General features: G+C 57.2%; 32 protein-coding genes. 27 read left to right on the top strand and 5 right to left on the bottom strand.

Annotation, left to right across the window (positions count from 1 at the left end; translation table 11 throughout):
* The first annotated feature begins 92 nt into the window (after positions 1-92).
* A complete protein-coding gene (gene apbC / locus P5706_RS26705; RefSeq protein WP_285683093.1) occupies positions 93-1,187 on the top strand; it encodes an iron-sulfur cluster carrier protein ApbC in 1,095 nt (364 codons plus the stop codon).
* A 497-nt stretch (positions 1,188-1,684) separates the two neighbouring features.
* Here apbC and fdxA read toward each other — a convergent pair whose 3' ends face one another.
* From fdxA to P5706_RS26680, 5 genes are all read right to left on the bottom strand, one after another.
* Positions 1,685-2,008 (bottom strand): ferredoxin FdxA, encoded by a 324-nt coding sequence (fdxA, locus tag P5706_RS26700; RefSeq protein ID WP_200433015.1) that lies wholly within the window; start codon positions 2,006-2,008, stop codon positions 1,685-1,687.
* A gap of 142 nt (positions 2,009-2,150) precedes the next feature.
* Complete coding sequence (gene mutS / locus P5706_RS26695) at positions 2,151-4,742, bottom strand: DNA mismatch repair protein MutS (protein WP_285683092.1); 2,592 nt, start codon at positions 4,740-4,742, stop codon at positions 2,151-2,153.
* Between the two features lie 412 nt (positions 4,743-5,154).
* Positions 5,155-6,627, bottom strand: coding sequence for a hypothetical protein (locus P5706_RS26690; protein ID WP_285683091.1), 1,473 nt, complete (start codon positions 6,625-6,627; stop codon positions 5,155-5,157).
* A 114-nt stretch (positions 6,628-6,741) separates the two neighbouring features.
* On the bottom strand, positions 6,742-7,887 hold the full coding sequence (locus P5706_RS26685; protein ID WP_285683089.1) for a serine hydrolase domain-containing protein: 1,146 nt from the start codon (positions 7,885-7,887) through the stop codon (positions 6,742-6,744).
* 57 nt (positions 7,888-7,944) lie between these two features.
* Positions 7,945-9,012, bottom strand: a complete 1,068-nt coding sequence (locus P5706_RS26680) for a fatty acid desaturase (RefSeq protein WP_285683087.1) — start codon at positions 9,010-9,012, stop codon at positions 7,945-7,947.
* A gap of 304 nt (positions 9,013-9,316) precedes the next feature.
* Between P5706_RS26680 and P5706_RS26675 the strand changes: the two genes are divergently transcribed.
* From P5706_RS26675 to P5706_RS26550, 26 genes are all read left to right on the top strand, one after another.
* Positions 9,317-9,880, top strand: coding sequence for a recombinase family protein (locus tag P5706_RS26675; RefSeq protein ID WP_285683085.1), 564 nt, complete (start codon positions 9,317-9,319; stop codon positions 9,878-9,880).
* 111 nt (positions 9,881-9,991) lie between these two features.
* A complete protein-coding gene (locus P5706_RS26670; RefSeq protein ID WP_082463551.1) occupies positions 9,992-10,726 on the top strand; it encodes a LexA family transcriptional regulator in 735 nt (244 codons plus the stop codon).
* A gap of 149 nt (positions 10,727-10,875) precedes the next feature.
* A complete protein-coding gene (locus P5706_RS26665; protein WP_285683080.1) occupies positions 10,876-11,034 on the top strand; it encodes a hypothetical protein in 159 nt (52 codons plus the stop codon).
* A gap of 286 nt (positions 11,035-11,320) precedes the next feature.
* On the top strand, positions 11,321-11,659 hold the full coding sequence (locus P5706_RS26660) for a phage holin family protein (RefSeq protein WP_053254660.1): 339 nt from the start codon (positions 11,321-11,323) through the stop codon (positions 11,657-11,659).
* Between the two features lie 23 nt (positions 11,660-11,682).
* On the top strand, positions 11,683-12,198 hold the full coding sequence (locus P5706_RS26655; protein ID WP_285683077.1) for a hypothetical protein: 516 nt from the start codon (positions 11,683-11,685) through the stop codon (positions 12,196-12,198).
* 3 nt (positions 12,199-12,201) lie between these two features.
* Positions 12,202-12,813, top strand: coding sequence for a phage baseplate assembly protein V (locus tag P5706_RS26650; RefSeq protein WP_285683075.1), 612 nt, complete (start codon positions 12,202-12,204; stop codon positions 12,811-12,813).
* A gap of 9 nt (positions 12,814-12,822) precedes the next feature.
* Entirely contained in the window at positions 12,823-13,155 is a 333-nt protein-coding gene (locus tag P5706_RS26645; protein ID WP_053254663.1) for a hypothetical protein, read from the top strand.
* On the top strand, positions 13,152-14,147 hold the full coding sequence (locus P5706_RS26640) for a baseplate J/gp47 family protein (RefSeq protein WP_285683071.1): 996 nt from the start codon (positions 13,152-13,154) through the stop codon (positions 14,145-14,147). The genes P5706_RS26645 and P5706_RS26640 overlap by 4 nt, the downstream gene beginning before the upstream one ends.
* Positions 14,144-14,782, top strand: a complete 639-nt coding sequence (locus P5706_RS26635) for a phage tail protein I (protein WP_285683070.1) — start codon at positions 14,144-14,146, stop codon at positions 14,780-14,782. Before P5706_RS26640 ends, P5706_RS26635 begins: the two co-directional genes overlap by 4 nt.
* Positions 14,779-15,309: a hypothetical protein gene (locus P5706_RS26630; RefSeq protein WP_177032753.1), complete on the top strand. Its 531-nt coding sequence runs from the start codon at positions 14,779-14,781 to the stop codon at positions 15,307-15,309. Before P5706_RS26635 ends, P5706_RS26630 begins: the two co-directional genes overlap by 4 nt.
* 23 nt (positions 15,310-15,332) lie before the next feature.
* Positions 15,333-16,175 carry a hypothetical protein gene (locus P5706_RS26625; RefSeq protein WP_285683067.1) on the top strand — a complete coding sequence of 281 codons (843 nt, stop codon included), beginning with the start codon at positions 15,333-15,335 and terminating at the stop codon, positions 16,173-16,175.
* Positions 16,176-16,186: 11 nt separating this feature from the next.
* On the top strand, positions 16,187-16,510 hold the full coding sequence (locus P5706_RS26620; RefSeq protein ID WP_285683065.1) for a tail fiber assembly protein: 324 nt from the start codon (positions 16,187-16,189) through the stop codon (positions 16,508-16,510).
* Positions 16,511-16,594: 84 nt separating this feature from the next.
* Positions 16,595-16,768, top strand: a complete 174-nt coding sequence (locus P5706_RS26615; protein WP_163005422.1) for a hypothetical protein — start codon at positions 16,595-16,597, stop codon at positions 16,766-16,768.
* Positions 16,769-16,770: 2 nt separating this feature from the next.
* Positions 16,771-17,937 (top strand): phage tail sheath protein, encoded by a 1,167-nt coding sequence (locus P5706_RS26610; protein WP_200433001.1) that lies wholly within the window; start codon positions 16,771-16,773, stop codon positions 17,935-17,937.
* Complete coding sequence (locus P5706_RS26605; protein WP_200433000.1) at positions 17,937-18,443, top strand: phage major tail tube protein; 507 nt, start codon at positions 17,937-17,939, stop codon at positions 18,441-18,443. Before P5706_RS26610 ends, P5706_RS26605 begins: the two co-directional genes overlap by 1 nt.
* A 153-nt stretch (positions 18,444-18,596) precedes the next feature.
* Positions 18,597-19,169 carry a phage tail assembly protein gene (locus P5706_RS26600; RefSeq protein ID WP_285683062.1) on the top strand — a complete coding sequence of 191 codons (573 nt, stop codon included), beginning with the start codon at positions 18,597-18,599 and terminating at the stop codon, positions 19,167-19,169.
* A 127-nt stretch (positions 19,170-19,296) separates the two neighbouring features.
* Positions 19,297-21,132 (top strand): glycine zipper domain-containing protein, encoded by a 1,836-nt coding sequence (locus P5706_RS26595; RefSeq protein WP_285683060.1) that lies wholly within the window; start codon positions 19,297-19,299, stop codon positions 21,130-21,132.
* Positions 21,132-21,515, top strand: coding sequence for a phage tail protein (locus tag P5706_RS26590; protein WP_017137070.1), 384 nt, complete (start codon positions 21,132-21,134; stop codon positions 21,513-21,515). Before P5706_RS26595 ends, P5706_RS26590 begins: the two co-directional genes overlap by 1 nt.
* On the top strand, positions 21,508-21,720 hold the full coding sequence (locus P5706_RS26585; protein WP_177032743.1) for a tail protein X: 213 nt from the start codon (positions 21,508-21,510) through the stop codon (positions 21,718-21,720). The genes P5706_RS26590 and P5706_RS26585 overlap by 8 nt, the downstream gene beginning before the upstream one ends.
* Positions 21,721-21,729: 9 nt before the next feature.
* Positions 21,730-22,740: a contractile injection system protein, VgrG/Pvc8 family gene (locus tag P5706_RS26580; protein WP_285683053.1), complete on the top strand. Its 1,011-nt coding sequence runs from the start codon at positions 21,730-21,732 to the stop codon at positions 22,738-22,740.
* Between the two features lie 47 nt (positions 22,741-22,787).
* Positions 22,788-22,973, top strand: a complete 186-nt coding sequence (locus P5706_RS26575) for a Com family DNA-binding transcriptional regulator (protein WP_200433025.1) — start codon at positions 22,788-22,790, stop codon at positions 22,971-22,973.
* Positions 22,974-22,984: 11 nt separating this feature from the next.
* Complete coding sequence (locus P5706_RS26570; protein WP_200432995.1) at positions 22,985-23,947, top strand: DUF6242 domain-containing protein; 963 nt, start codon at positions 22,985-22,987, stop codon at positions 23,945-23,947.
* A gap of 157 nt (positions 23,948-24,104) precedes the next feature.
* A complete protein-coding gene (locus P5706_RS26565) occupies positions 24,105-24,281 on the top strand; it encodes a hypothetical protein (RefSeq protein ID WP_170036415.1) in 177 nt (58 codons plus the stop codon).
* Positions 24,282-24,409: 128 nt separating this feature from the next.
* A complete protein-coding gene (locus tag P5706_RS26560; RefSeq protein WP_200432994.1) occupies positions 24,410-24,607 on the top strand; it encodes a hypothetical protein in 198 nt (65 codons plus the stop codon).
* 83 nt (positions 24,608-24,690) lie between these two features.
* Positions 24,691-24,876, top strand: coding sequence for a zinc finger domain-containing protein (locus P5706_RS26555; RefSeq protein WP_425540583.1), 186 nt, complete (start codon positions 24,691-24,693; stop codon positions 24,874-24,876).
* Positions 24,877-25,398: 522 nt separating this feature from the next.
* Entirely contained in the window at positions 25,399-26,160 is a 762-nt protein-coding gene (locus P5706_RS26550; protein WP_170036530.1) for an N-acetylmuramoyl-L-alanine amidase, read from the top strand.
* Positions 26,161-26,174 lie beyond the last annotated feature (14 nt).

The following is a 26,174-nucleotide window of genomic DNA, read 5'->3' as shown; positions in this document are numbered from 1 at the left end:
GAATCTTCCCAAGGCTCGAAAGCATGCCGTTGGGCGGCCGGAACGGTTAGGATAGCCGCCTGTTTCAGTCAGTCTTTTTTCGGGAGTAGCCCATGAGCGCCGTCAATCGCGCAGCGGTGGAAGCCGTTCTTCGCCAGTACACCGACCCCTATTTGAACCAGGACCCGGTCAGCGCCGGCTGTGTACGTGCCATTGAAGTCCAGGGCGACCAGGTGTCGGTCCAGTTGGAACTGGGCTACGCCGCCGGTTTGTTCAAGAGCGGCTGGGCGCAGATGCTGCAAATGGCCATCGAAGGCCTGGAGGGCGTGCGTTCGGCCAAGGTCGACATCGAGTGCGTGATCGCCGCGCACAAGGCCCAGGCGCAGATCCCTGGCCTTGCCAACGTCAAGAATGTTATCGCCGTGGCCTCCGGCAAGGGCGGCGTGGGTAAATCCACTACCGCCGCGAACCTGGCGCTGGCGCTGGCCCGAGAGGGGGCGCGCGTGGGCATCCTCGACGCCGATATCTACGGCCCAAGCCAGGGCGTGATGTTCGGCATCGCCGAAGGCACACGGCCCAAGGTCAAGGACCAGAAGTGGTTTGTGCCGATTGAGTCCCTGGGCGTGGAAGTGATGTCCATGGCCTTCCTCACCGACGACAACACACCGATGGTCTGGCGCGGGCCGATGGTCTCCGGCGCCTTGCTGCAACTGGTCACCCAGACCGCCTGGGGCGACCTCGATTACCTGGTGATCGACATGCCGCCAGGCACCGGCGATATCCAGCTGACCCTGGCGCAAAAGGTGCCGGTGGCCGGTTCGGTGATCGTGACCACGCCTCAGGACCTGGCGCTGCTGGATGCCAGAAAAGGCGTGGAGATGTTCCGCAAGGTCAACATCCCGGTGCTGGGCGTCGTGGAAAACATGGCGGTACACATCTGCTCCAACTGCGGCCACGCCGAGCATTTGTTTGGTGAAGGTGGCGGCGAGAAGTTGGCGACCCAATACGGGGTTGAATTGCTGGCGTCGTTGCCGCTGGCGATGGAAATTCGTGAGCAGGCCGACGGCGGCAAGCCCACCGTGGCTGCAGAGCCCGATGGACCGATCGCTATGGTGTATCAGGAGTTGGCCCGGCATGTAGGCGCGCGGATCGTCCTGCAGGAAGCGGCGGCACCGGCGATGCCGACCATCACTGTCAGCGACGACTGAGTCGTCTGAATGAAAAAAGCCTCGACGTTGTCGGGGCTTTTTTATGCGTGTTGATCAGTCAACGGTTCTCAATTACGCGTTTGCGCAATTGCACGTGTAAGCATTTGCTTACTTTTTCGTAAGTGTTTGGTTTTTTTACCGGGCATGTCCATCTCGAAACGGTGAACGAATTTTCTATCCTTATGAAAAATAACAATTATTTATACTTGAATGGGCGTTCAAGTCTGTCAGCCGATCACTTGGATCCCATTGAACTTCCCTCGGAACTCTCTAAGATCAGCCCTGTGTCCACGGATTGGCACAGCCATCAAGGAACGATGGTTGAAGGAACGTCGCAGGATGCGATTCATCAGGATGATGAAAAGGAATACAGGGACTAGGGAAAAAATGTGGGCGGGTCATACCGCCCCTTTTTTTTGCCTGCAGAAAAGTGAAACCGACCACCCAGAAACGCAAAAAGGCCCGCAAGGGGCCTTTTTTATTGGGCGGCGGCGCTTTCAGCGCTCGAGGTCTGCAATCTTACCTTTCTTGCCATCCCACTCCGCTGCGTCAGGCATCGGATCTTTACGTTCAGTGATATTTGGCCAGACTTCCGCCAGCTCGACGTTCAACTGAATAAATTCCTGCATCTCTGCCGGGACTTCGTCCTCGGAGAAAATAGCGACGGCCGGGCATTCTGGTTCACACAGGGCGCAGTCAATGCACTCATCCGGGTGGATAACCAGGAAGTTCGGGCCTTCGTAGAAGCAGTCCACCGGACACACTTCGACGCAGTCGGTGTACTTGCACTTGATGCAGTTGTCGGTAACGACGAAGGTCATTTCTAATTCTCTCCTCAGGCGGCGGCAGCGAAACCCTTTGTGGCAGGGCTCGCGAGGTTCGGGAGCGATAGCCTGCAGGCCAGGCTAATAACCTGCAGCATCCCAAACCGCGCGAGAGTCTACCAGCTTGCAAGCCCGTGCGTTATATCCGAACTTGCAGTGCATATAACATTTCGAGCGCTTTGCGCGGCGTCAAGCCGTCCAGGTCAAGCTTTGCCAGCTCATCCAGCACCGGATGGGGCAGGCTGGCGAACATATCACTCTGGTGCGGCGCGCTGGGTTTGCTGCTGGTTTTGGCCGGGCTTGCCACAGGAATCTCATGGGGCAGGGCGGTTTCTTCCAGGCGGCTCAAGTGTTCGCGGGCACGGGTGATGACCTGCGCGGGAACCCCCGCCAACTGCGCCACGGCCAAACCGTAACTTTGGCTCGCCGGCCCCGGCAGCACGTGGTGCAGGAACACGATGCGCTCGTTGTGCTCGGTGGCATTGAGATGCACGTTGGCCACCAGCGGCTCGCTTTCCGGCAACACCGTCAGCTCGAAATAGTGCGTGGCGAACAGCGTATAGGCGCGCAAATGCGCCAAACGCTCAGCCGCCGCCCACGCCAGCGACAGACCATCGAAGGTGCTGGTGCCGCGTCCCACTTCGTCCATCAACACCAGGCTGCGTTCGGTGGCGTTGTGCAGGATGTTGGCGGTTTCGCTCATTTCCACCATAAAGGTCGAACGCCCACCGGCGAGGTCATCACTGGAACCGATCCGCGTGAAGATGCGGTCCACCAGCGACAACTCGCAACTGGCCGCCGGCACAAAGCTACCGATGTGCGCCAGCAACACGATCAAGGCGGTCTGGCGCATGTAGGTGGATTTACCACCCATGTTGGGACCGGTGATCACCAGCATGCGCGTGTCGTCATCCAGCGACAGGTCGTTGGCCACAAACGGCGTGGTCAACACCTGCTCCACCACCGGGTGGCGGCCCTGCACGATACGCATGCACGGCTCACTGACAAAACGCGGGCAATTCAGGTCAAGGTTCAGCGCACGCTCGGCCAGGTTGCTCAGCACATCCAGTTCCGCCAGGGCGGCGGCGGTGTCTTGCAGCGGCGCCAAGCGGCTGATCAAATCTTCGAGCAACGCTTCATACAGCATCTTTTCGCGCGCCAGGGCACGGCTCTTGGCCGACAGGGCCTTGTCTTCGAACTCTTTAAGCTCCGGCGTAATGAAACGCTCGGCACCTTTAAGGGTTTGGCGGCGCTGATAGTCAATCGGCGCCGACTCGGCCTGTTTGCTTGGCAACTCAATAAAGTAGCCGTGTACGCGGTTGTAGCCGACCTTCAAGTTGGCCAGGCCGGTGCGGGCTTTTTCGCGGGCCTCCAGATCAATCAGGAATTGCCCGGCGTTTTCGCTCAGCGATTGCAGCTCGTCCAGCTCGCTGTCGTAACCGGTTTTAAGCACGCCGCCGTCACGGATGATCGCCGGCGGGTTGTCGATAATGGCTTTTTCCAGCAGCGCTGCAAGGTCCGGGTAAGTGCCGGCCGTTACGGCGAGTTGTTGCAGGTGCGGCGTGTCCAGCTCGGTCATGGCCACTTGCAACTGCGGCAGCGCGCTCAAGGCATCGCGCAGGCGCGCCAAGTCACGTGGCCGCGCATTGCGCAGGCCAATCCGCGCAAGGATGCGCTCGATATCGCCGATTTCTTTAAGCTGCGGCTGCAGGTTCTCAAAGCGATAGCGATCCAGCAGGCAAGTAATAGATGTCTGGCGCGCTTGAAGCACGGTCAAGTCGCGCAGTGGGCGGTTCAACCAACGGGTCAGCAAGCGGCTGCCCATGGCCGTCTGGCAACGGTCGACCACCGATTGCAGCGTGTTATCGCGGCCACCGGCCAGGTTGGTGTCCAGCTCCAGGTTCCGACGGCTGGCGCCATCGAGCACCACGGTGTCATCCAGGCGCTCATGGCGCAGGCTGCGCAAATGCGGCAGGGCGGTGCGCTGGGTTTCCTTCGCGTAGCTGAGCAAGCAACCGGCAGCGCCGATGGCCAGGGTCAAGGTCTCGCAGCCGAAGCCTTTAAGGTCCTGCACCGAGAACTGCTGGCACAGGCTTTTCAGCGCCGTATCGCGCTCAAAATCCCACGGCGCACGCCGCTTGGTCCCACGGCGTTTTTCCGCCGGTAGATCCTTGGGCCAATCATCCGGAATCAACAACTCCACCGGATTGATGCGCTCAAGCTCCGCCAGCAGGTTCTCCCAGCCCTTGATCTCCAGCACACTGAAGTTGCCACTGGTGATATCCAGCACCGACAGGCCAAACAAACGCTCATCGCCCAACACCGCTGCGATCAGGTTGTCACGACGCTCATCCAGCAACGCCTCATCACTCACCGTGCCCGGCGTAATAATGCGCACCACCTGACGTTCCACCGGCCCTTTGCTGGTCGCCGGGTCGCCGATCTGCTCACAGATCACCACCGATTCGCCCAGCTTCACCAGCTTGACCAGGTAGCCTTCCAACGAATGGTAAGGAATCCCACACATCGGAATCGACTGCCCCGCCGACTGCCCACGCGCGGTCAGTGTGATGTCCAGCAGCTTGGCGGCCTTCTTCGAGTCTTCGTAGAAGATCTCGTAGAAGTCGCCCATGCGATAGAACATCAACTGATCAGGGTGCTGGTTTTTCAGGCGCCAGTACTGCTGCATCATCGGGGTGTGGGAAGACAGATCGGAGGTGTTTTTACTCATCAGATAGTTAGCAAATTCGTTAAAAGGAGTGGGGCAAAGATGGGGCCCTTGGCCCTGCTAATTTTGCGATGGCGGCAAGGTTAACACGCGAGGTCGAGGGTTCGCAGGTCACAAACAGCCAGGTAAAACCTAAAATGGCGCAACGCCCAATGGCCAACACTCTCAAGAATGAACACCAAACCCGTGGCGAGGGAGCTTGCTCCCGTTGGACTGCGCAGCAGTCCCATGCTCTTGAAGCAAAGAGCAGGGGCCGCTTCGCAGCCCAGCGGGAGCAAGCTCCCTCGCCACAGGTTAGCGGTGCTTGTGCTTCTCTTAAGTGATCGGAGGGAGCTGAATTGGCAGCGACGGAGGCGAGGGTAGTGTGGCAAGAAGCTAAGCGCCCTCACCACAGCTTAACGGTTGCCCGCTCTGTTCAATTCGTGCTCAACCGTACTCCGCCGTTCATGTTCAGCGCTGCAAGGCGCGCGTCGAATGCCTGCATAAAGTCTCGGTAACCATTTTTCCCCTTCAAGGGGTCGGGTAGATCGTTGAAGTAGCCCAATTTGCGGCCTGGCAACAGCGCTTCCACAATACTGTGGTGCCCGCCAGCAACCATTACTGCCGTGTGGGTGAGTAAAAGCGTCTCAACCTGTGCCCGTTCAACTGGGGTGCGCTGGGCTTGGGGTTTCTGCATTTCCAGCGCCTGAAGAATAAATTGCATGCTGCCTGAAGCGCCGCCGATGAAAGGAACGCCACTTTTGCTGAACTGCCTGGCCGTCGAGGATTCGGGGGCTCTCATAAAGTCAGCTTTGGCATGAACGATTCCTTGCTTGAAGAAATTCTCCGTTGACGGACGACGATGCAATTCGTCTGCAATACCGGCATGGCGGTTAAACAGGCTGCTGTCTCGAACCTGGTCTTGGCGCCGCATTGTGCGCCCGCGATCGGTAAAGAAAGGCTGTTCACGGATGGCATGGTGCAGTCCTGGATTGGTGAGTTCCAACAGCGCCCCTGTAAGGTCGAGCATCTGTTTGAAGTCCAGCGTATCCAGCAGGCGCTTTATCAGTTCCGTTGCGGGCTCTCGTCGTTTAACCCCTTCATTAATATTCTTTTTTACTGCATCTGCATGACTGAATCTCGCCATCTGCGCGGCATGCGTCGCCGTAGTCATGCCAGGTGTCTGACGTAAGTGAGTGTCGTAGGCCTGTTTGTAATTATGGGTGGTCGCGATCAAATTGAAGATATGCGGCAGAAACAACTTTGTTTGCGCCGGGCTTATATTTTCCAGCGTTTTGACAGCCCAACTTGATTCGCGTTGAGTCGCGCCCACGTCATTCTGTCGATGATCAAGTTCTGCCGGGCCACGGTTCTGATTGATCAATGCTTGATTGAGCCCGGTCCTGGCCTCTTGCGGCCTTTGGCTGGAAGACGCGATTGCGTTGGGCGACGGCAAAGGCGGCACGGTGGGAAGTTTGATACCCACGTACTTCCCGCTGGGGCCATCATGAGTGCCCAGTGCGTGCAATTCGAACCCGTGGTTTGCATCCACGCTGAAACTGGCACGAATAGTCACTTTGGCACCATTCACCATGACATTCGCTTCGTAAACGGCGTGCGGGCTATTCAACGTGGGCGGCGTTTTCAGGCTGATGGGGCCTTTGCCTAAATTATTCTGGAAGAGCTGTGCCAACGCCTGCTCATCAGTTGTACCCGCTTGGCCTTTTTGTGCCAGGGCATCCAGTGATCGCTTGCTGATTGACTGCTGGTAAAGCCACTGCGGGAAACTGACCACGGGAGCAGTGGCAGGTTGTTGGGCGCCGGTGATCGCTGGCGGCTGTGCAGGAACCTGGTTATAGCGAGCTGGATAGTTCGAGGTGGGATACATAACGAGTGATTTCAGCGCCAAGTGGGTGATAGCTAGTGAGTGGAGTGATCGGCGCTGAGGTTCCGGAGTGGGACGGCAAACATTTGGGGGCCGGCGCGTTCCTCGTAGCACCGACCCTGCTTGATGGTTAAATCCCTAAAGCGCTGCATACACCAGTGATGACAGCCGGCCAGGCCGAGGGTCAATCATCGAATGACTGCCCGAAGTCGTGGTGACAAACCCAAAGCTCACTCGCCTCTCGGGGTCGGCGAAGCTTATCGGACCACCCAGCCCGATATGGCCAAAGGTGCCCGGGCCCATTGCGTGGGAAGCCGCTGGGTCACGTTGCTGTTCCAGCATGCAGCCCAAGCCATAACGCATTGGGCGCATCCAGACCCGATCCATGCCGTGACTGTGCTCTCGTGTGAATTCACTGAGCAGTTCGCGACCGATAAAGTGTCCGGCCATTAATGCCGTGTAAAAACCGGCTAAACCGTGCGCTGTGCCATGCCCGCACACCGCCGGTTGCTGATAGGCCCACCAGCGTGGGTCACTGGTTCGCCTGGGCACCATTCCGGGGTTGGTGAAGGCGAGTGTCGCGATGTGCGATGGCTCGTTTTTGAGCACCGTGCGCAACGCTTGCGAGTAACTGTCACCGACTCGTCCGCTGGCATTGTCGAAACGAGCAATGCGATGAAAGTCTTTTGCGTCCACGCCTAGGTGAACGTCGAGGGCGTGGGGATCTAGAATCTCTTCATGGATAAAGACACAGGGATCACGCCCGTCCACCCGGCGAATCAGCTCACCCAGGATCCAGCCAAACGTCGTGGTGCCATACCCCAGGTCTGTCCCCGCTTCCCACCAAAGCGGCTCGGCCTCCAGGACTCGCACCATATGCTCCCAGTCATACATCATGGCGTTATGGCCGGGGGCTCGCAGTGCCGGAAGGCCCGCGGTGTGATTCATCACCTGACGCAAGGTGACCTTGGCTTTGCCGTTTTGGGCGAACTCTGGCCAGTAGCGGGCCACGGATGCATCCAACTCCAGCTTGCCCTGTTCAACCAGCATCAGCACGGCCACCGCGACGTAGGGTTTTACCACGCAAAAGGTATTGGCCAGCGTGTCGTGCCGCCACGGCGTGGTGCCTTCCTGATCCGCCGTACCGGCCCATAAGTCGATAACGCGCTTTCCGTCTACTTGCACGCATAGCCCTGCACCACGTTCCTGCGGATCATCAAAAATGTCCTCGAAGGCCTGCCTGACCGCTGCGAACTGCTGCGCACAGATCCCTTGTGCTTTCATACTTCAGACTCCTTGTCGTTGTAGTGCTGCCCTTGATACGTGCGAGCGCGATGGCACTCACCCCCGCGACCGCGTGTGAGCGTGCTTAGTGGAATAACGATTCGCGCGCTTGTAGGTGCCGAAGTCATTGAACCTGACACCGGCTTGCGCCATGACTTTATGCGCATAGGCTGCCGTCATCTGGCGAAGATAGAACGGGTCTCTGACCACAAAGTGATGAATGCTGTGCGTGCTGCCAAAGTTGAAACAGAACAACTGAAACGGCCACAACCACCAGGGGTTCATCACTTGAGTTTGTTGTAATGGATTGCGCGGGGCAACATCGCCATAATAGTGCATGTTTGAACTGATAAAGAACAGGCAGAACTGGCGTATTAAATTGGGTGCGATAAGAATAACAATGGCGCTATTAACTATCTCCATTAACCCCAGCGTTGCAGCGGAAGGGTGAGCCTCCTGGCCCAGGATTGAGCCAAGCCAGACAGTTGCGTGGTAGCCAAGGAACACATACCAGCACCCCCAATACAACAGGCCAAACGGTGTATTGAGCCGAATAATCTTGCCTAACAACTTTACCTTTTGCCGCCATCCAGGTGCAAAAATCGCGTTGAGAAAACCAAATATAAAACCATCCATCAGTTTCAATAAGCGCAGTATTCCCCACGGGCTACCACTGGTCGTTATCCAGGCCTCGACATCTGAGGCAGTTCCGGATTCCTTGTGATGATGAAAGTGCAGACTGCGTCTTAACCAGGGACTGGGCATGCCCGGTCGGGCCAGCCAGCAAAAAAACATCATGGCATTATGGGCCAGTGGCTTTTTTCTGAAATAAAGACGATGAATCAAGTCGTGCTCGATTTCATGAATAAACGAAGTCAGTAGCGCATTGATAAAAATACACAGCCATGCGGGTATAAAACCCTTGATGTAGAGACCTCCTGTGATAACCATGCCCGCTAGCGAAAACACCATGACACTCGCGCCCAGCGCATTCTGGTGTTGCAAAACAGGATAACGTTCGCGCAGGTAATTACCATGCTCGGTAATGCTGCGGGTGACCGTATCGATCTTTTCCTGATCGGTAGTTAGCCGATCAACTTCAACGGCTTTTTCCAAGACTTTCATCCATTCATCCTCTGCTTGCGTCAGGGAATTGCCAGCCTTGTCAAGCCGGCCACGTCAACTGTTTGAAACTGTAAAGCAATAGGTGTTTAACGCTGTTGCGTAAATCCACTGAATGCAAAATCGACGCTGTGTCAAAAACTTGTTAGGATTAATCCAGGCCTCGAAATGATAAGACAAGTTCAAGTCTTTGCAACTGTGTATTTTGGGTGGGTCCAGTGTTACGGATGTGTAAGGAATTAGTGATTTAGTTACAGTTTGTACAAGTATAAAAAGGACTTTGTACAACTATTGCCAAGGAGGCACCATGAGATCGCATCGCATTAGATATTTCCGGCACTCTCTGCAAGCGCCTTGCGATAGCATCGAGAAAATACCCAGCCGTGATGTATTTGACGCGGTGTTTTGCGATGAGGCAGCAGACGAGGCGGTGAATCGCGCTGGCCTGGAAAGGCTTATTCGCTACCTGCAGTGCGGGGATACCGTGGTGGTCGATAGCATGACCTCGCTGACTTCCAGTACCGAACAACTGTGTAGTCTTATTCGGCGGCTGGTGGAAAAACAGGTAACGCTGGAGTTTCTAAACGAAAACCTGATTTTCCGGCATGACTGTCTTGAGGTTGTGGAGACCATCATTGCGGTAATGGAGCGGATTGCAGCGTTCGAACGCGCCACAAGGAGGGAAAAACAGGCAACCGGAATCGCTGCCGCAAAGGTCCGTGGGTGCTACGGCGGTCGCAAGAAAAAACTGTCCGACAATCAGGTGGTGAGTTTAATTGGCCGAGCCAGCGCAGGAGAAAACAAATCTAAATTGGCGCGTGATTTTGATATCAGTCGTCAGACACTTTATCGTTATTTGAAACCTACATAGGGCTTGTCAGCGGCCGAATGCAGCCGGGCAGAGGTGGAAAATTTTTGATATTGCATAAAATATGCAATTTAGCATTTGCCAACCCCAAAAACTCCCGGCACTATCGCCGTTATGCAAAAACGCAACGTTTCAACCGTCTTAAGAGAGCTGCTGGACCGCGACCGGATCTCCCCCACGGAGCTTCACCGGCGTACTGGCGTGCCTCAATCCACACTCTCGCGGATCCTCAGCGGCAAGATCGTTGATCCGTCGGACAAGCACATCTCGCGTATCGCCGAGTACTTCCGCGTCAGCACCGACCACCTGCGCGGGCGCGCGGCGCTGGGCGCTGGGCGCGATGACGGGCGCGACCCGATGCATTCGGAACTCAAGGATATAAGCCTGTGGGACGACGACACGCCCGTTAATGATGACGAGGTGTCGATCCCCTTTTTGCGCGAGGTTGAATTGGCTGCTGGATCAGGAAGATTCGTCATCGAGGAAAGCGAGAAGGCCAGCCTGCGGTTCGGCAAGCGCAGCCTTCGCCACAACGGTGTGCAGTTTGACCAGGCCAAATGCGTGACAGTGCGTGGCAACAGTATGTTGCCGGTGCTGCGCGACGGCGCGACGGTCGGGGTGAATGCGGGCAAGAGCGGCATTGGTGACATCGTCGATGGCGACTTGTATGCCATCAATCACAATGGCCAATTGCGGGTGAAACAGCTCTATCGCCTGCCTTCCGGGATTCGCCTGCGCAGTTTCAATCGCGATGAGCACCCGGACGAGGACTATAGCTTCCAGGATATCCAGGATGAGCAAATCAGCATCCTCGGCCATGTGTTCTGGTGGGGCATGTACGCCCGTTAACCTTCATGCGTAAGACAAAGCCCGCCCCTGTGCGGGCTTTTTTTCGACCTTAAAAAACCGGCAAACCCCTGGCCCATCTGGGTCTCAATGCACTGATGCATTCCTTGAGTAAAAATAAATGCATTTGTGCATTGACTGTATATGCATACATGCATATTCTCCATCTCAAGCCAGCCAACAAGGTGGTGGAGGCGGCAAGGATGCTGCCAAGGAAAGTGACAAGGACGCCACGCAATATCGGCAAGGACGCCATCGAAGCGATGGCAGGGATGCCAGGCAACACCGGCAAGGATGCCGACGCTCTTTAGTTACACCGCTTCAAAAAAAACAGGCAGCGATGAACCGGCCTTAACGGTTCAGAGGGTTGGCAACTGACCCGGGTGTGCAGCGTAAAGCACCAGAAGCAGTTATCCGGCAGACAGGGATCGTGGTCGGAAAAACATTGAGGAAAGAACCGTACCGCGCCAGTAGCGCCGAACGTTCGAGGAAATCATTACTGAAAGGCCCGGGCAACCGGGCTTTTTGGAATGCCGACCTATCGAAGCATGTGTAAATGAAGAATGGACTATTGAGTGCTCAGCCAGGAGGCGTGACATGACAAATGAACAACAAGCGTTAGCGGAAATGCCTATCTGGCTGGTCATCGTATTGGCAGTGATCGGCGGTGTATCCGGTGAAATGTGGCGCGCCGACAAGGAGGGCGCACGTGGCTGGTCGCTGATCCGTCGCCTGGCCCTGCGCTCCGGCGCGTGCATGGTCTGCGGCGTTTCAGCCTTGATGCTGTGCTACGCCGCCGGCATGTCGATCTGGACCGCCGGCGCCATTGGCTGCCTCACCGCAATGGCCGGCGCCGATGTCGCCATCGGCCTTTATGAACGCTGGGCGGCCAAGCGCATCGGGGTCAACCAAGGCTCCGGTCAAGACCCGCAGTAACCGTTGCAAGGACGCTATTTAATATGACCCTTATCGAAAAACCCTCCCAACTGCCCCTTGCCATTAGCGCGGCGCTGCATGCGGCCTTCCCGGCCTTGAAGGTCGGCAATCACCAGGATTTTCAGGGCGCCCTGGATAAAACCGGCGTGTTGATCACGGTCGAAGGCAATGGGCCGGGCATTCGCTCTCGTGAAGGGCGCAAGGCTCACGCCCTGACGATTTCGCTCCGGGCCATGGTGGCGCCGGGTGCGCTGCCATTTGATGCCTGCGACCTGGCCAGCCAACTGATGGACCAGGTGCTGGATAACCGTTGGGGCCTGCCCTTGGCCCAGTGTGATTTGCCGATAAATATCGTCGCCGCTCCGGTTGCTGCAACAACAGCAGAAACGGACTACGACACCTGGACTGTTTCCTTCACCCAGACCGTCTACATCGGGCCGGTGTTACTCACAGATCCTACCGGCCAGCCGCTGTTTGCCCGCACCTGGGAAGTGTCGAACATCGACGATCCCGACCAATACAAACCACTGGCGGAGTAGCCCATGTTCGACGCGCTGTTACGCATGCAACTGGGGCCGATTGTCGAACGCCTGGCAGAGATGGAAACCCAACTTGAAGACCTGTATCGACGCGCCGAGAGTTTTTGCCGGATCGGCACGTGTCAGTCGATCGACGCCGCCAGCAATACCTGCAAGGTCAGCCACGGTGATTTGCTCACGCCGGCCATCCGCTTTTTCAACCCCAGCGCAGGCGCACAAACCGAAACGCGCATCCCGTCGGTGGGCGAGCAATGCCTGTTGCTCAACTACGGCGGCGGCGAAGGCGGTGGTCAGTCGGTGGCCTTGTTCGGCCTTAACAGTAGTCAATTTCCGCCAGTCTCCAGCGTTGCGACATTGACCCGGCGGCGCCATCAGGACGGTACCCAAAGCGACTACGACGACGCCAGCCACACCTTCAATTGGGTCAACGGCCCCACCACGTTCAGCGGTTCGCGCGAACAGGTAGACGTCAAGGTCGGCGCCGCCAGCTTGGTCATGAGCGCTCAGAACATCACCCTGCAAATCGGCGGCACCAGCCTGGTACTGGACGCTGGCGGCGCGCACTTCAGCGGCCCGCTGGTGGACCATCAAGGCCGCGTCATCAGCCCTCGATAAGGACATCCCATGCTCGGCATCGATCGAAACACCGGGGCAGCCGTCGATGACTGGCTGCAGTTCGTGCAGCGCGCCACCCGAGCGCTGACCACCCCCGTGGGCACTCGGCAGAAACGCCCGCTGTACGGCTCGCTGATCCCGCAATTGCTCGGCCAGAACCTCGGCGACGACCTGCTGATACTCGCCCAAAGCCACGCCGCGCAGGCGTTCTACAACAGCCACAACGGCATCGGCGATTTCCAACCCCAGGTCATCGTCGCCACCCGCCAAGGCGCCGGCTTGTTGTTGCGCTTCGCCGGCACCTGGAAAAACCGCCAACAAACCTTCGAGGTCGTGACATGAGCATGCTGATCCCCGGCCAGAACCAACTGGCGGAACCGGCCATCATTGCGGTGGATGAGTTCGAGCCGCTATTGGCCGAATTCAAGGCGTTTGTTGTGGACTACGTCGCCACCCGAGCACCGCAAAGCGCGGCCAAACTCAAGGTCAGCCTCGACAACGAAAGCGAGTTGCTGACCCTGGCCCTGGAAGCCTTTTGTGTAAGGCTGCAAACCCACGAACGCAAATACAATGCCCGTATCAAGCAGATGCTCGCGTGGTGGGCCACCGGCAGCAACCTGGATGCACGCCTGGCCGATATGGGCCTGGAACGCCAAGTGCTCGACCCCGGCGACCCGGCTGCGTTTCCGCCGGTGCCGCCGACGCTGGAAAGTAACGACGACGCTCGCCTGCGTTATTACCTGGCGCCCCACGCGCCGGCAGCAGGCTCGCGGATGCAGTATCGGCGAGAGGTTTTTACCCTGGGTGAACGGCCGTCGGTGAAGGTGCAAAGCGCGACGCCGGGCGTGGTGACGGTCAGCTACACCTTTGATCCGGACGGCTATGCGGCGCAGGTCAAGGACGGCAACGGGCGTCGAATCGCGCCTGGCGAAGTGATGATCACGGTGCTCTCTCGCGAAGGCGACGGCAGCCCATCCGCCGATTTGCTTGACGGTGTTCGCCGCCATTTCGCACGGCCGGATGTGCGGCCGGAGACGGATCTGGTCAGCGTGCAAGCTGCGCAAATTCTGCGTTACAAGATCCGTGTGGTCGCGAAGATCAATGCCGGTCCGGACTCGGGGCTCACTCAGGTAGCGGCGCAGAAATTACTGCAAGACTACGCAGAGTTATGTCATCGCCTGGAAGGGCGGGTGGATCCCAGCTGGATCGACTATGCGATCCATAGCGCAGGGGCTGCGCAACTGCAGATCGTTGAACCGCTCGAACCCATTATCAGTAACGCCTTCCAGGCCCCGTACTGCACGGGTGTCGAGGTGGAGGTGCGCACGCTATGAGTGAGCACAAAGCGAGTTTGTTGCCAGCCAACAGCTCACCGTTGGAAAAGGCTCTGGACGTGGGATTCGGGCAATTGCTCGACCGGGTCATGCCGCCGTTTCCTGCGTTAATGAATCCACTGCAAACCCCTGGCGAATTCCTGCCTTACCTGGCCGCCGACCGCGGCGTCAGTGAATGGGACGCCGACGCCAGCGAAACCGAAAAGCGTCTTACCGTGGCCTTGTCCTGGCAGATCCAGCGTCAGGCAGGCACGCCCAAGGCGTTGAGTTATGCGGTGGAGTCGCTGGGGTTCACGCCCAATATCAGCGCCTGGTATCAGCAGCGACCAAGGGCGATGCCCTACACCTTCGACGTGCAGGCGATCATCGGGCGCAGTTGGTCCAGTGGTGATCACAATCGTTTGATTCGCCGTATCAACGCGGCCAAGAGCGAGCGGGACCAGGCGACCATCACCATCGTGCATGAAACACGAGGGCGGCTTGCGCTCACTCAAGTGCTCCATGCGCCGTTAAGTGACGGCGAGTTGTATCTGGACGGAGCGCTGCCGGACGTTGCGCTGGTTGCCCGGCTTAACAGCGCTGGGGTTGCCCAGCACTACACCATTAACGACTACGACCTCAGGGCGCAGCCATGACAGATGATATTACGCGCCTGGTGCGCTTCACTTCCAAGGGTTTGGATGAAGTGTTGCAGGCAAAGAACCAAGGCTTGAAAGGCGAGATCACCCACATCGGCGCCGGTACTGGCCGCTACAACCCGGACGGCACCGAAGTGGCCTTGCGCGACGAGCGCCAGCGTGTCGCCATTGTGGATTACGAGGACTTGGGCGAGCGCCAACTCAGGATGGCCGCGCTGTTTGATGGCGACGGTGAATATGAGATTGGCGAGTTCGGTTTTTACCTCGCCAGTGGGACCCTGCTGGCGGTGTATTCCGTGGCGGGGAAGTTGCTGACCTATAAAGCGTCGGCGGCACGGGTGCTGCAAAAGTTTACGCTGGATATTTCGCCGTTGCCAACAGACAGTGTGACGGTGGTAGTGGGCAGTGAAAACCTCAATGTCTTATTGACCGAAGAATTCGCTCAACTGGCGGCAGCCAGCGTTGACAACATGGCGAGGCATGTGGGGATTTTGTTTCGCGTCATGAGTATGGAAACCAAATAGATATTTTACAGGGAGTTTAAACGATGAGTTTGGAAACGGTAATCGCCGGCTTGGTGTCGGCATGCAATGCGTTGACGGATACGGTCAACAAAAAGATTTCATTGATAGATCAACGCGTCGCTGCGGCAACTGAACAGGTTCCAGCTGCTGTTCGAGCAGAGGTTAACAAGGCGTTATATGTCGACTCTTCCAGCGGTGTGGACACTAATAGTGGTTTGACTCCCGATAAGCCGCTTAAAACTATTGCGGCGGCGGTGAGCAGAGTTATGTTGTGCGGCTCCGCGACTATTTTTTTGCGACGCGGTAAGGTTTATGAAGTCGGTCGGGGCCTGGGCGGCACCAACGTTGATAATATGTCGATTCTATTTGTGCCCTACGGTACGGAAGCCTCTAAACCAATTGTGCGCGGGGCATTGGTGCGCTTTTCTGATTCCAATACTTATGTGTGTGGTGGGTTCTCTGCCTTCACCGAGATGTCTATCAAGTTTACGGACTGCCGAATCGAAACTGGGCTGGCTAATGGAGTGACGCAATACGGTCCCGATTACGGAGGTTTGTTTACTCGCGACGGTGGTTTTGGTGAGAGTGTGAGTTTTAAACTCTTCTTTCATAAGTGTGAAGTCGTTGTTCAAGACGTGCCGCTGTTCAGCACGTATTACGGGTTTATTCAACTTAGCCTTGCGCAGACGACAATCAGTAAAGGTGGGACACAGAGCACAATCGTGAATGTCGGTGTGCCTAAAATGGTTGATATCAGTAGCGTGTCTATTGTTGGTTTCGGCGCTGGGGCAACGCTGGATAATCTGCTTACTTTGGCGCCAGGTTCCTACACCGCCAGGCAGGTCAATACAACTATTTCTGCATAAGGAGTTTTTAAGTGAGAACAGTTACTTACAAGGGCTCGATCTACGTCAATCCAGACGCAGTGAGTCTTCAGCATATCGGTTTGTCGTCTGACGATGCGGCTGAGGTTATGGCACTGCTGGTTAGCAGTGAAACGCTGCAACGTCGAGACGAGCTACTGCAAGTCGCGGCGATACGCATCGCACCGCTGTTGGATGCACAAGAGTTGGGGAAGGCAACCGATGACGAGTTGGCACGGCTGCAAGCCTGGAGGCTGTATCGAGTCGAACTGAACCGCCTCGACAAGCAGGCAGGTTTCCCATCCTCAATCGATTGGCCTATAGCGCCAATCCAGTGACTGACACGACCGCGAAAGCGGTTTTTTTTCGCCCACTGAATTTTCCAATTCAGAAGGCATTTTTGCGTCTGGAGAAACTTACCCATGGCCAACCGCCAAACCTACACCGTCCTCATCCCATTCCCCACCGGAGGTGGCCACTGGTCCACCGCCGGCGAGGAGCTGGAACTGCTCGACGTCGAAGCATCCGCCCTGCGCACCGCTGGCCGCCTGGAACTGACCAGCGTCCTCAACTCCACCCCCAAGAAGGCTGACTAATCATGGCTGAGGTTTTGAACTTCGAGCACAACGGCATCACCGTGAATGCCACTGAATCCCCCGAGGCCATGGGTGGCCTGGGCGACAACGTTATCGGCCTGGTCGGCACCGCGCCGAATGCCCACGCGTCGATTCCGAAAAACGCGCCGTTTCGCATCAACAGCTTCACCACCCAAGCGCTGCTGGACCCGACCGGCGCCGAGTCGGGCACGCTGTTTCAGGCGGTGTACCAGATCCTCAAAGTGGTGAAGGTGCCGGTCTATGTGGTGATCGTGGAGGAGGGCGCAACCCCGGCCGACACCCTCAATAACGTGATCGGCGGCAACGAGCCGACCACCGGCCGCAAGCTGGGCCTGGCTGCACTGGCCAGCGTCCCTGAAGACCTGACCATCATTGGCGCGCCAGGCTTCACCGGCACCAAGGCTGTGGCGGGTGAGTTCGCTGCCTTTGGCAAGCGCATCAAGGCCCGTGTGGTGCTGGACGGCAAGGACGTCTCGGTCGCTGACCAAGTGACCTACAGCGGCGAACTGGGCGGTGCCGACCTCGGTTTCGACCGTTGCCTGCTGGTGCACAACCTGCCGTCGGTGTACTCCAAGGCGGCGAAGAAGAACGTGTTCCTGTCGCCATCTTCGCTGGCGATCGCCGCGCTGGCCAAGGTCAAGCAATGGGAAAGCCCAGGCAATCAGGTGACGTTCGCCGAGGACGTTTCCCGTGTGGTCGAGTACAACATCCTCGACACTTCTACCGAAGGCGACCTGCTCAACCGTTACGGCGTGAGCTACTACGCGCGCACTGTCCTTGGCGGTTTTTCGCTGCTGGGTAACCGCTCCATCACCGGCAAGTTCATCAGCTACGTCGGCCTGGAAGATGCCATCAGCCGCAAGCTGGTCAAGGCCGGCCAGAAAGCCATGGCCAAGAACCTTACCAAGTCGTTCATGGACCAGGAGGTCAAGCGCATCAACGACTGGCTGCAAACCCTGGTGGCCGACGAAACCATTCCCGGCGGCAGTGTGTACCTGCACCCGGAATTGAACAGTGTCGAGAAGTACAAGAACGGCACCTGGTTCATCGTCATCGACTACGGCCGCTACGCGCCGAACGAACACATGATTTATCAACTCAATGCCCGCGATGAAATCATCGAGCAATTCCTGGAGGACGTTCTCTAATGTTTACCAACCGTGTAAGACAGGCCATTGCGGCCACCCTTCAAGGCCTGCCGTTGTCCGCGACGGTGGAGGAGTTCACTCCGCCGAAGATCGAGTTCGACATGGAACCCATGTCCGGCGGGCGCTTCATCGCCGAAGAAATGGCCAAGAGTGGCCAGGTGCTCGGCGCAACCCTGGTGCTACAAGGTGCCGGCCCGGAAATCATGTTGGCCCTGGGCGTGCGCTTGGGTGACGACATTTTGCTGAACGTGCGAGAAGCCGGCCAGGATCAGGACGGCAAAACCTACTTCACCTACCACACGGTCGGCGGCAAGCTCAAATCCCTGGAGGAGGCGAAGCTGAAAATGGGCGAGAAGGCCACCACCACCCTCGTTCTGTCCTGCCGCACCTACAACCGTCTGGAAAATGGTATTTCGGTGATCGACATCGACGTGCGCACCCAGAAGTTCGTACTCAACGGCGTCGACATTCTCGGCGATGCACGCCGCGCGGTGCTGATGCCTTAAAGGCAAAGCGGGCACGGTCAATGTGGGAGCTGGCTTGCCTGCGATGGCATCACCTCGGTGCACCAGACATACCGAGTCGCCTGCATCGCGGGCAAGCCCGGCTCCCACATTGGCTGTGTTTAACCTCAAAAATGCTTAACAAGGAATTGCCCCATGGCCTGGATGCCACCGCTGCACATTCTGCTGTCCCCGATCACCGCCGACACTGGCGCGACGATCCAGCAGGTTCAACTCAAGCCGTTGTTTTACGCCGCGCAAAAAGACGCGCTGGCCCGGGCCGGTGATGACGAGGACGACCAGTTTTTTGAACTGGCGAAACTCGCCACCGGCCTGTCGGAAAAAGAGCTCGATCAGCTCAAGCGCCCGGACTACGTGAGCATCGCTCAGTACGTACATGACATGTCGACACGCCCTACGTCGTTCTTCCTGGATCAGCCTGAAGAAGCGAACCACGACCAGCCTGTTCAGCTGTTGCTGGCCCTCGACGCGGCCGGTCGCAGCCTGACCGAACTGCCCCTGGAAATGCCCGCCCTGCGCGCCACCAAGGTGATGAAAAAACTCGCCACCAACAAAGAACGCGCCGAGTTCATCACCGCTCATTGCACCGGTTTGATGATCCCCGATCTCGCCGGCCTGAGCGTGCCCGACTGGACGGAACTGCAGGAGCGCATCGACGATTTTTTAAATCAACCGGCGGACTTCTTTCGCAGCGCGACATCGAAGTAATCCTCGATGTGGTGCCGCTGATTTACTCGGTCAATGAAGCAGAAATTCTCGACTGGGACGCCGGCAAAGCATTGCGCCGCTACGACATCGCGATCACTCGCCTTGGCGTTAAACAGGAGTAAGCGGGATGCACAATCCATATTCGCTCGCGTATGCCATGGCCAAGGATGGCCAAGGTATTTTTAGCAACGCAGACGGCGCAAAGGAGGGCGAGATTGTCAGCCCAGGCCCTTTGGTCTCTGGTGGTCTCGCAGAGGCGCCGTCGTTGTCCGCGATGAGTCTGGCGCTGACCAATGCAGGTTTGCAACTCAATGGCCTCTCGCTGTCCCTGGGGTTAGTGCGCAACAGCGTGGACGCGCTGGAAGACGCCTTGTCGCGGCTGAGGGCGGTGGACGTTGAACCGTCTAAAGTCGATCAGCGTAGTGAGCAGAAGACGACCACCGAGGTTAGGTCGAGCGCATCGCAAGATCGGAGCTTGGTCCGTGACGCCATGACGTTGCGCGATGTAAAGAGCCTCGATCCGGTCGCAGCCTTTCAGCAATCGTTTGCTGCACCCGCCGTCGCGGAAAAAACCACCACTCAATTGCGAGAGGAGTCCTCAAAGAGTGAGGAGCGGCTCTCCACCACGCTGAAGCTCGCGCCGGTGCTCGGGGAGGACTGGTGGCTGCAAGCCAAGACCCGTGTGATGGACCGCGCCAACACCATAGCGGGTGAGTCGCCCACAGCTGTCACCGCTGTAAAAATGGCTGAGGTGGTCGTTTTGCCGGTTATTTCCCCCGTCATTACTGGCTTTTTTTCGGGCTTGGGAGAGACGATCAAAACCCGGGTAACGGGTAACTTGGTTGACGTAACGCTTGGCAAGTTGCCTGGAGTCGCCGGCAAGCTATTCAAGAGTGATGGCTTTAAAAAGGATAAGTCCTGCTGCTGTGCTGCTGCAGTTCAAGCCTCACCCAGTAGCCGCCGCGTCAGCCGTAGACGTTCTTCTGCCAGGAAGAAGAATACCCAACCGCCAAAATCGCAGAATAAGAAGACGCAGCGCGCGCAGAACAAGCAAGGTTCGCAGAAGAAACAGGTTTCCGTGGCCAAGCCAGCTGCTACCAGGCTTGCATCTACAAAAAGCGGCGGCGTGATGGCAACGCTGCGCGGTGTGTCCGAGCGCTTTGCCAAGTCCTTTTTCCCTGCGCAGTCGAATGGTTTTCACGCCGGTGGCCCTACTCAGGGGATGCAACTGCGCGAGGTCCAGGCAATTAGTCGAAAGCAGGGCGCTGATTACCGTCAACCGGCTGCTGGCAGAGGGCCGGGGCTGATGGCGGCCTTGGAGCGAGGGCTTGTCCCTCTGCCTTCTGATGGGCTTATGACAGCTCTGCCAAACACACAGACCTTCAGCCATGAGCGCTCAACTGAGGCGCTGCCTCACGCGCTGAAGCTGCCGGCCTCCGGCCTGTCAGGCGCGGTGAGCAAGCTGGAGTCCGCCGCCGCCCGCCGCCTCGGCCCGATGAGGTATGTCGACACTGCTATGGACGTGGTGCAGGGCGTACGTAACGGCGACGCCAAAGCCGTCGGTGCAGGCCTCACCACTGCGGGTGGCGCCTGGGCAGGAGCCTCGGCCGGCGCGGCCATTGGCACGTTGATTTTCCCCGGTGTCGGCACCGCTGTCGGCGGCGCCATTGGTGGTTTGCTTGGCAGTGAAGCGGGCACCTGGCTGGGTGACAAGTTGTTCGGCTCAACCGACCGACTGCCTGCACCCGGTGCAGTGAGCAAAGAGCTCAACGCCGCACGTACCGACAATGTGCAAGTCACCCTCGCGCCGAGCATTCAGATTACCGGCGTGAACCCCGCCGATGCCCAGCAAGTCGTCAACCAGGTGATCCAGGCCCTGCAATTTCAGTGCATGCCGATGGTCACCGACACCCTTGGCATTCGGCGCAACGCGGCGCTGGCCGATCCACCAGGAGGTGATTGATGCAACAACAAATGGTCCTTGGCGACTTTATTTTTGGCCTGTCCCGTGGCTTTGCCTATTCCGGGCTGGTGCGTACCACTGATGGCGGCTGGAGTGACCTGGCGATTATTGCCAGCAAACCCCAGTCGCGGCAAAGCGGCCAGAAGCTGGAGAAGCTCACGTTCACCGGCACAGCGATGTACGCCATCGGCATGCAGCGCCTGGACGAGTTGCGCGCCCTGCAAAATGCGCGTGCACCCTTGCCGCTGGTCGATGGCATCGGCCGTAACTGGGGCCTGTGGCGGATCAATTCGGTAATGGAAACCCAGAGCAACGTGATCGATGACGGCACTGCCATGGTCATGGCCTGGACTATGGAACTGGAGGAATTCGTCAATGCGTAGAGTGCGAAGTATTGCCGGTGATTCGGTCAACCTGTTGCTCTACCGCGAATTGGGCCGTTGCGATGACGCGGCGGAAGAAACCCTTTGGCGTCTGAACCCCGAGCTTGCCGAATACGGGCCGGTACTGCCCGCCGGCGTGTGGGTCATCGTGCCGGAAATACAAACGCGGCCAGCTGCTGTGCGGCCGGTTCTGGCGTGGGATTAAGGAGGCAACATGGCACAGGGATTTACGCCGATCGTGGAGTTTTATGGCGCTAATGCCGCGCTGCTTAATCAACGCCTGATGCATTGGAGCCATACCGACGCTGCAGGTATCGAGTCTGACCGACTGGAGTTGACCCTCAATATCGAGGGGCTGGAAGGTTTGCCCAGCCTGAGCGGCAAGATCGGTTTACGCGTGGGTTACCAGGAATCGGGGCTGGTAGAAAAAGGCGAGTTCGTGATCACCCAGCGCACGCCCGTGCTGTTTCCCATGCGCTTGATGATCGTTGCGACAGCCGCACCTTTCAGCATGCTCGACGCCAGCGGTTATCGTCAGCGACGGTCGGCCAGTTACGGGCCAACCACGCTGGGCGCACTGTTTCGCCAACTGGTCAGTCGTCACGGTTTTTCACCGCGTGTGGCTCCTGCGCTGGAAGGCATTGCGATTGCCCATATCGACCAGTCCAATGAAAGCGACATGGCGTTTATCACCCGCCTTGCCAAGCGCTACAGCGCGGTCACCAAACCAATCAACGAGCTGTATGTGCTGGCCGAAGCGGGGCAGGTCAAATCGCTGTCCGGGCAACTATTACCGCAGGTGAAGCTGTCCGTGACCCAGGACAATCGCCCCGGTGATCAAGCCTTCATCACCGCCAAACTCGACGAAACGTCCCGCTCCAAATACATGGGCAGCCGCGTGACCTGGTGGGATGCCGCAGGTGGCAAACAGCAGGTAGTCGAGGTGGGGGTGGCCCCGTTCAAAACCTTGCGCCAGCGCTGCCAGAACCAAGCCGAGGCGCGTGCCGTGGCTGAAGGCGAACTGCGACGTGTGGGACGCGAAGGTTTGAAACTGCTGATCGATTGCCCTGGCAACCCTTTGTTGGCTGCCGAAGGCGTGTTGTTGCTGGATGAAACCTGGCCTTCGTATATGCAGGGCCAGTGGTCGATGAAACAGGTGGTGCATGTTGGCGATCCGGCGACGGGGTATCGCAGTTCGATCACGGCGAATGGGTTGTCGGCGTGAACAGGTAAGTCATTCGCAGCAGCAGTTCACTGATGTTGGAGGAACTTATTTTGAAAGAGCTTCGATGCGGAAACTGCAAAAAACTCCTTGCTCGAATAGGTGAGGTTACAGAACTCCAGATCAAATGTTCCCGTTGCGGGACGTTGAACCATGTGAAGGCCATGCGCCTCGAGCCATCGCCCATGAGCGCCATACGCCCAATTCAGAGGCCTGAACTTAATTCAGCTCAGTAACGGAGTTTAAAATGGAAAACGCAAATTCGGCGTCTCAAACCTTGCAAGATCTTTGGACGCAAGTGCAACCGGTGGATAACACCGGCATGCTTAGGCGCGTGGTTTTTGGGGACGGCAAGTTTTATGCGGCTGGTGGCAACGGTCTTCCCACAACCACTCAGCTTGTCAGCGGAGGCGCGACTGGTACAGCGTGGACCAAGCTTAAGGACGTCGTCACCTCTGATAGCGGAAAGGTCCTCAACGATCTGTACTGGAACGGTCTTGGGACACAGCTTCAAGCCCTTTCTCAATCCGGCAATGTGGTCTACGGCAGCACAGCACGCCCTGAAAGGGCTTGGACAAACATTACGGCAACTGTTCGCGTGTCCGGAGACTTGCAAGGCATTGTGTATTATCAGCCAATTTCCGGCAGCGACGCGACCTGGATACTGGTTGGGTCTAACGGTAAAGTCTTTTCCCGTTATGGCGATTGGTCAGGCCAGGTGGAGCGCACTACGACCTTCACTTCTGGCGAGACTGTGCACTGCGTCAACGTCATTGGCGTTTTTGTGTTGGTTGCGGGATCGAATGGGAAGCTGCTTAGCGCTGTGAAGATGGCGACGGGTGATTCGCAATCTTTCGCGACCAGAACCAGCACCTTCGGCACTAGCACCATCCTTTCCATGAAGCTTTGCAACGGGAAAATGTTTATCGTTGGTGCGGATGGCAAGATGGCATATTCATCCGATGGGCTTACCTGGACTGCTGTTGGAGATACCAGTTTCGGTGGAACCATCATCCGCGACATTGCTTACGGTAATGGCAAGTATGTAGCTGTCGGCGACGGCGGCAAGACAGCCGTTTCCGAGGATGGGATCGGCTGGGTTCAGCAAGCCAACACTTTCGCAGGAACCGATATCCGGAGCGTCGCCTACGGCAACGGCAATTTTATAGCTGTTGGTGCAGGCGGCAAGATTGCTTACTGGACTCCATGATCTTCTATCTCCTTGCGTAATAGAGCCCAGCCGTCGCGCTGGGCTTTTTATTGCCTAATTTTCCCCAAGCCCTCAGAGCCTCTGACTTGTCACGCTGATGAGGGACCTATTCAGGGCCTCAGCATTCGCTGGGGCTTTTCGTGTCTGGAGGTTCAGCATGCTGCTCAGAAGTCTCGAAGAGGCGAAGCTATTTGTGGTGGTCGACGGCATCGCATGCGCCTACTACGCGCAGATCGGTGCAACCGAAATCGAAAATGCAAAACAGGCCGACTCGATTACACCAGAGCAGCGCTGGTTCCTGAAAGGGCTCACCTTCGGACCTATCAATCGTTAATTCCAGGCCTCGCCATTGAACGGGGACGTTTGCCTTAAGCCGTTCGTCCATTGATTGGCACTGACCATGACCTGCCAGCCTCCCATGTTCAAGCGCGGATATCCCGAGCATAAAAACGGAGAGTCAGCATGGACATCGATAAGAATGCGCCAGGCAACATTTCTCAGCAGGAAGTCACACGCGGCACTGATAACGAGACAGGGCATGACCCAAGGCGTGATGAGGACAAGATCCCGCTGCCGCCTGACGACGATGCACCTCTCGAAGAGGATATGTCGGATGTGGACGCCGCTGATTCAGTAGCGAGCGAGCATCCTGACCACTGAGTAAATTCAGCTAACAAACCCGGCGATTGTGTCGGGTTTTTTATTGCCCACGGAAAGGGTAATTCAGCAAAAGGAATTTGCAGATGTTGACAGAATTCAGATGCGGTAACTGCAAAAGACTTCTCGCCCGCACGGGTGGGTTTACAGAGCTCCAGATCAAATGTTCCCGATGCGGGACGTTGAATCATGTGAAGCCCGCGAGCCTCGAGCAATCGCCTTTGAGCGACATGAAAGCGGAATCCTCCGCGATAAATCATTCGACTCGATAGGTGATTACACATACGGCCCTAACAGCTCAACTGTCTGGGCAAGCTACACGCAGGGCAAGGGCGGTACTTCTTGCGTAATGCAGAATGATGGCAACTTGGTGATTTACAACGCCAGTGGCGCTGCAATCTGGCATACGCATACAGGCGGTAATCCAGATGCTGTGTTGAGTCTTCAACCAAGCGGTCGCTTGACCATTACCCAGGCGCGTCATGTGTGGGCTCGGTTTGGCTACACGCCATCGCTCCTGGCTCGAAAGGTTTACTACCCGAACAACGCTGACCCAATGACCAACAACACCAAGCCATACCCAACCCAAATCGGGACGATCGGTTACGAGTTCTAAGCGCTGATGCGTTGCTTTAGTTCGGGCCCACGGCATTGCACTGGGCCTGAATACCAGCAGGTCAACAACTTCACTTCATCGTCTCTGAGAGCGCCAGGTCGCAGCATTCGCGTGCGGTTAATTCAAAGCGTGCGTGCTGCGTATTAGCTAAAGGATGGATAGGAAAGAGGGAGGCTCTATGTTTACGATTGACTACAACACTTATCGCACGCTTAAACCTTACGGCAAACGTGTACGTTTCCTGGTGTTGCACTACACCGCGTTGGACTTTTCTGGCTCGGTCAAATCGCTGACTACCGGGGCTGCAAGTGCGCATTATCTGATCCCGGATCCAACCGATCCGAGCTACATTGCGGCGGGCTTCAAGGGGCAGAAGATTTTCAGTCTGGTGGCGGAAGAGGACCGTGCGTGGCACGCAGGTGTCAGCCAGTGGGCCGGTCGTTCAGGGTTGAACGACACCTCTATCGGTATCGAGATTGTTAACCAGGCCACGGATGTCGACGGCGTTTTCACGTTCCCTGACTACCAGGCTTCGCAAATCAGAGCCCTCAAGCAATTGGCGAGGAACATCCTGCAACGTTACCCGGACATGTCGCCGAAAAATGTGGTAGGCCATTCCGATATTGCAGTCGGTCGCAAATCAGACCCGGGCCCCAAGCTTCCCTGGAAAGACCTTGCGCAGGCAGGTATTGGCGCCTGGTACGAGGATTCAGTCAAAGACAAATACCTCCAGCAATTCAGTGGCGAAATGCCTGAGCGTGAGCAAGTGGTTCAGGCATTTTCCCGCTATGGCTATGGCATTGAAACGCCCACTTCTGATGGTTTTTTCAGTGCGCTGGTACGGGCTTTTCAACTGCACTTTCGGCCTGAAAACCATGATGGCGTGCTGGATTGCGAAACCTGCGCGATCTTGTATGCACTGAATGAAAAATACGCCTGAGTGCGTGCGGCATT

The sequence above is a fragment of the Pseudomonas sp. ChxA genome (assembly GCF_030263855.1).
Taxonomy (GTDB): domain Bacteria; phylum Pseudomonadota; class Gammaproteobacteria; order Pseudomonadales; family Pseudomonadaceae; genus Aquipseudomonas; species Aquipseudomonas fluorescens_CB.
Note: the sequence above shows the minus strand (reverse complement) of the source record. Positions and strands in the feature narration are given on the sequence as shown.

Coding starts and splice junctions, on each gene's coding strand:
- apbC (WP_285683093.1), top strand. CDS start 93: ATGAGCGCCGTCAATCGCGCAGCGGTGGAAGCCGTTCTTCGCCAGTAC.
- fdxA (WP_200433015.1), bottom strand. CDS start 2,008: ATGACCTTCGTCGTTACCGACAACTGCATCAAGTGCAAGTACACCGAC.
- mutS (WP_285683092.1), bottom strand. CDS start 4,742: ATGAGTAAAAACACCTCCGATCTGTCTTCCCACACCCCGATGATGCAG.
- P5706_RS26685 (WP_285683089.1), bottom strand. CDS start 7,887: ATGAAAGCACAAGGGATCTGTGCGCAGCAGTTCGCAGCGGTCAGGCAG.
- P5706_RS26680 (WP_285683087.1), bottom strand. CDS start 9,012: ATGAAAGTCTTGGAAAAAGCCGTTGAAGTTGATCGGCTAACTACCGAT.
- P5706_RS26675 (WP_285683085.1), top strand. CDS start 9,317: ATGAGATCGCATCGCATTAGATATTTCCGGCACTCTCTGCAAGCGCCT.
- P5706_RS26670 (WP_082463551.1), top strand. CDS start 9,992: ATGCAAAAACGCAACGTTTCAACCGTCTTAAGAGAGCTGCTGGACCGC.
- P5706_RS26665 (WP_285683080.1), top strand. CDS start 10,876: ATGCATATTCTCCATCTCAAGCCAGCCAACAAGGTGGTGGAGGCGGCA.
- P5706_RS26660 (WP_053254660.1), top strand. CDS start 11,321: ATGACAAATGAACAACAAGCGTTAGCGGAAATGCCTATCTGGCTGGTC.
- P5706_RS26655 (WP_285683077.1), top strand. CDS start 11,683: ATGACCCTTATCGAAAAACCCTCCCAACTGCCCCTTGCCATTAGCGCG.
- P5706_RS26650 (WP_285683075.1), top strand. CDS start 12,202: ATGTTCGACGCGCTGTTACGCATGCAACTGGGGCCGATTGTCGAACGC.
- P5706_RS26645 (WP_053254663.1), top strand. CDS start 12,823: ATGCTCGGCATCGATCGAAACACCGGGGCAGCCGTCGATGACTGGCTG.
- P5706_RS26640 (WP_285683071.1), top strand. CDS start 13,152: ATGAGCATGCTGATCCCCGGCCAGAACCAACTGGCGGAACCGGCCATC.
- P5706_RS26635 (WP_285683070.1), top strand. CDS start 14,144: ATGAGTGAGCACAAAGCGAGTTTGTTGCCAGCCAACAGCTCACCGTTG.
- P5706_RS26630 (WP_177032753.1), top strand. CDS start 14,779: ATGACAGATGATATTACGCGCCTGGTGCGCTTCACTTCCAAGGGTTTG.
- P5706_RS26625 (WP_285683067.1), top strand. CDS start 15,333: ATGAGTTTGGAAACGGTAATCGCCGGCTTGGTGTCGGCATGCAATGCG.
- P5706_RS26615 (WP_163005422.1), top strand. CDS start 16,595: ATGGCCAACCGCCAAACCTACACCGTCCTCATCCCATTCCCCACCGGA.
- P5706_RS26610 (WP_200433001.1), top strand. CDS start 16,771: ATGGCTGAGGTTTTGAACTTCGAGCACAACGGCATCACCGTGAATGCC.
- P5706_RS26605 (WP_200433000.1), top strand. CDS start 17,937: ATGTTTACCAACCGTGTAAGACAGGCCATTGCGGCCACCCTTCAAGGC.
- P5706_RS26600 (WP_285683062.1), top strand. CDS start 18,597: ATGGCCTGGATGCCACCGCTGCACATTCTGCTGTCCCCGATCACCGCC.
- P5706_RS26595 (WP_285683060.1), top strand. CDS start 19,297: ATGCACAATCCATATTCGCTCGCGTATGCCATGGCCAAGGATGGCCAA.
- P5706_RS26590 (WP_017137070.1), top strand. CDS start 21,132: ATGCAACAACAAATGGTCCTTGGCGACTTTATTTTTGGCCTGTCCCGT.
- P5706_RS26585 (WP_177032743.1), top strand. CDS start 21,508: ATGCGTAGAGTGCGAAGTATTGCCGGTGATTCGGTCAACCTGTTGCTC.
- P5706_RS26580 (WP_285683053.1), top strand. CDS start 21,730: ATGGCACAGGGATTTACGCCGATCGTGGAGTTTTATGGCGCTAATGCC.
- P5706_RS26570 (WP_200432995.1), top strand. CDS start 22,985: ATGGAAAACGCAAATTCGGCGTCTCAAACCTTGCAAGATCTTTGGACG.
- P5706_RS26565 (WP_170036415.1), top strand. CDS start 24,105: ATGCTGCTCAGAAGTCTCGAAGAGGCGAAGCTATTTGTGGTGGTCGAC.
- P5706_RS26560 (WP_200432994.1), top strand. CDS start 24,410: ATGGACATCGATAAGAATGCGCCAGGCAACATTTCTCAGCAGGAAGTC.
- P5706_RS26555 (WP_425540583.1), top strand. CDS start 24,691: ATGTTGACAGAATTCAGATGCGGTAACTGCAAAAGACTTCTCGCCCGC.
- P5706_RS26550 (WP_170036530.1), top strand. CDS start 25,399: ATGTTTACGATTGACTACAACACTTATCGCACGCTTAAACCTTACGGC.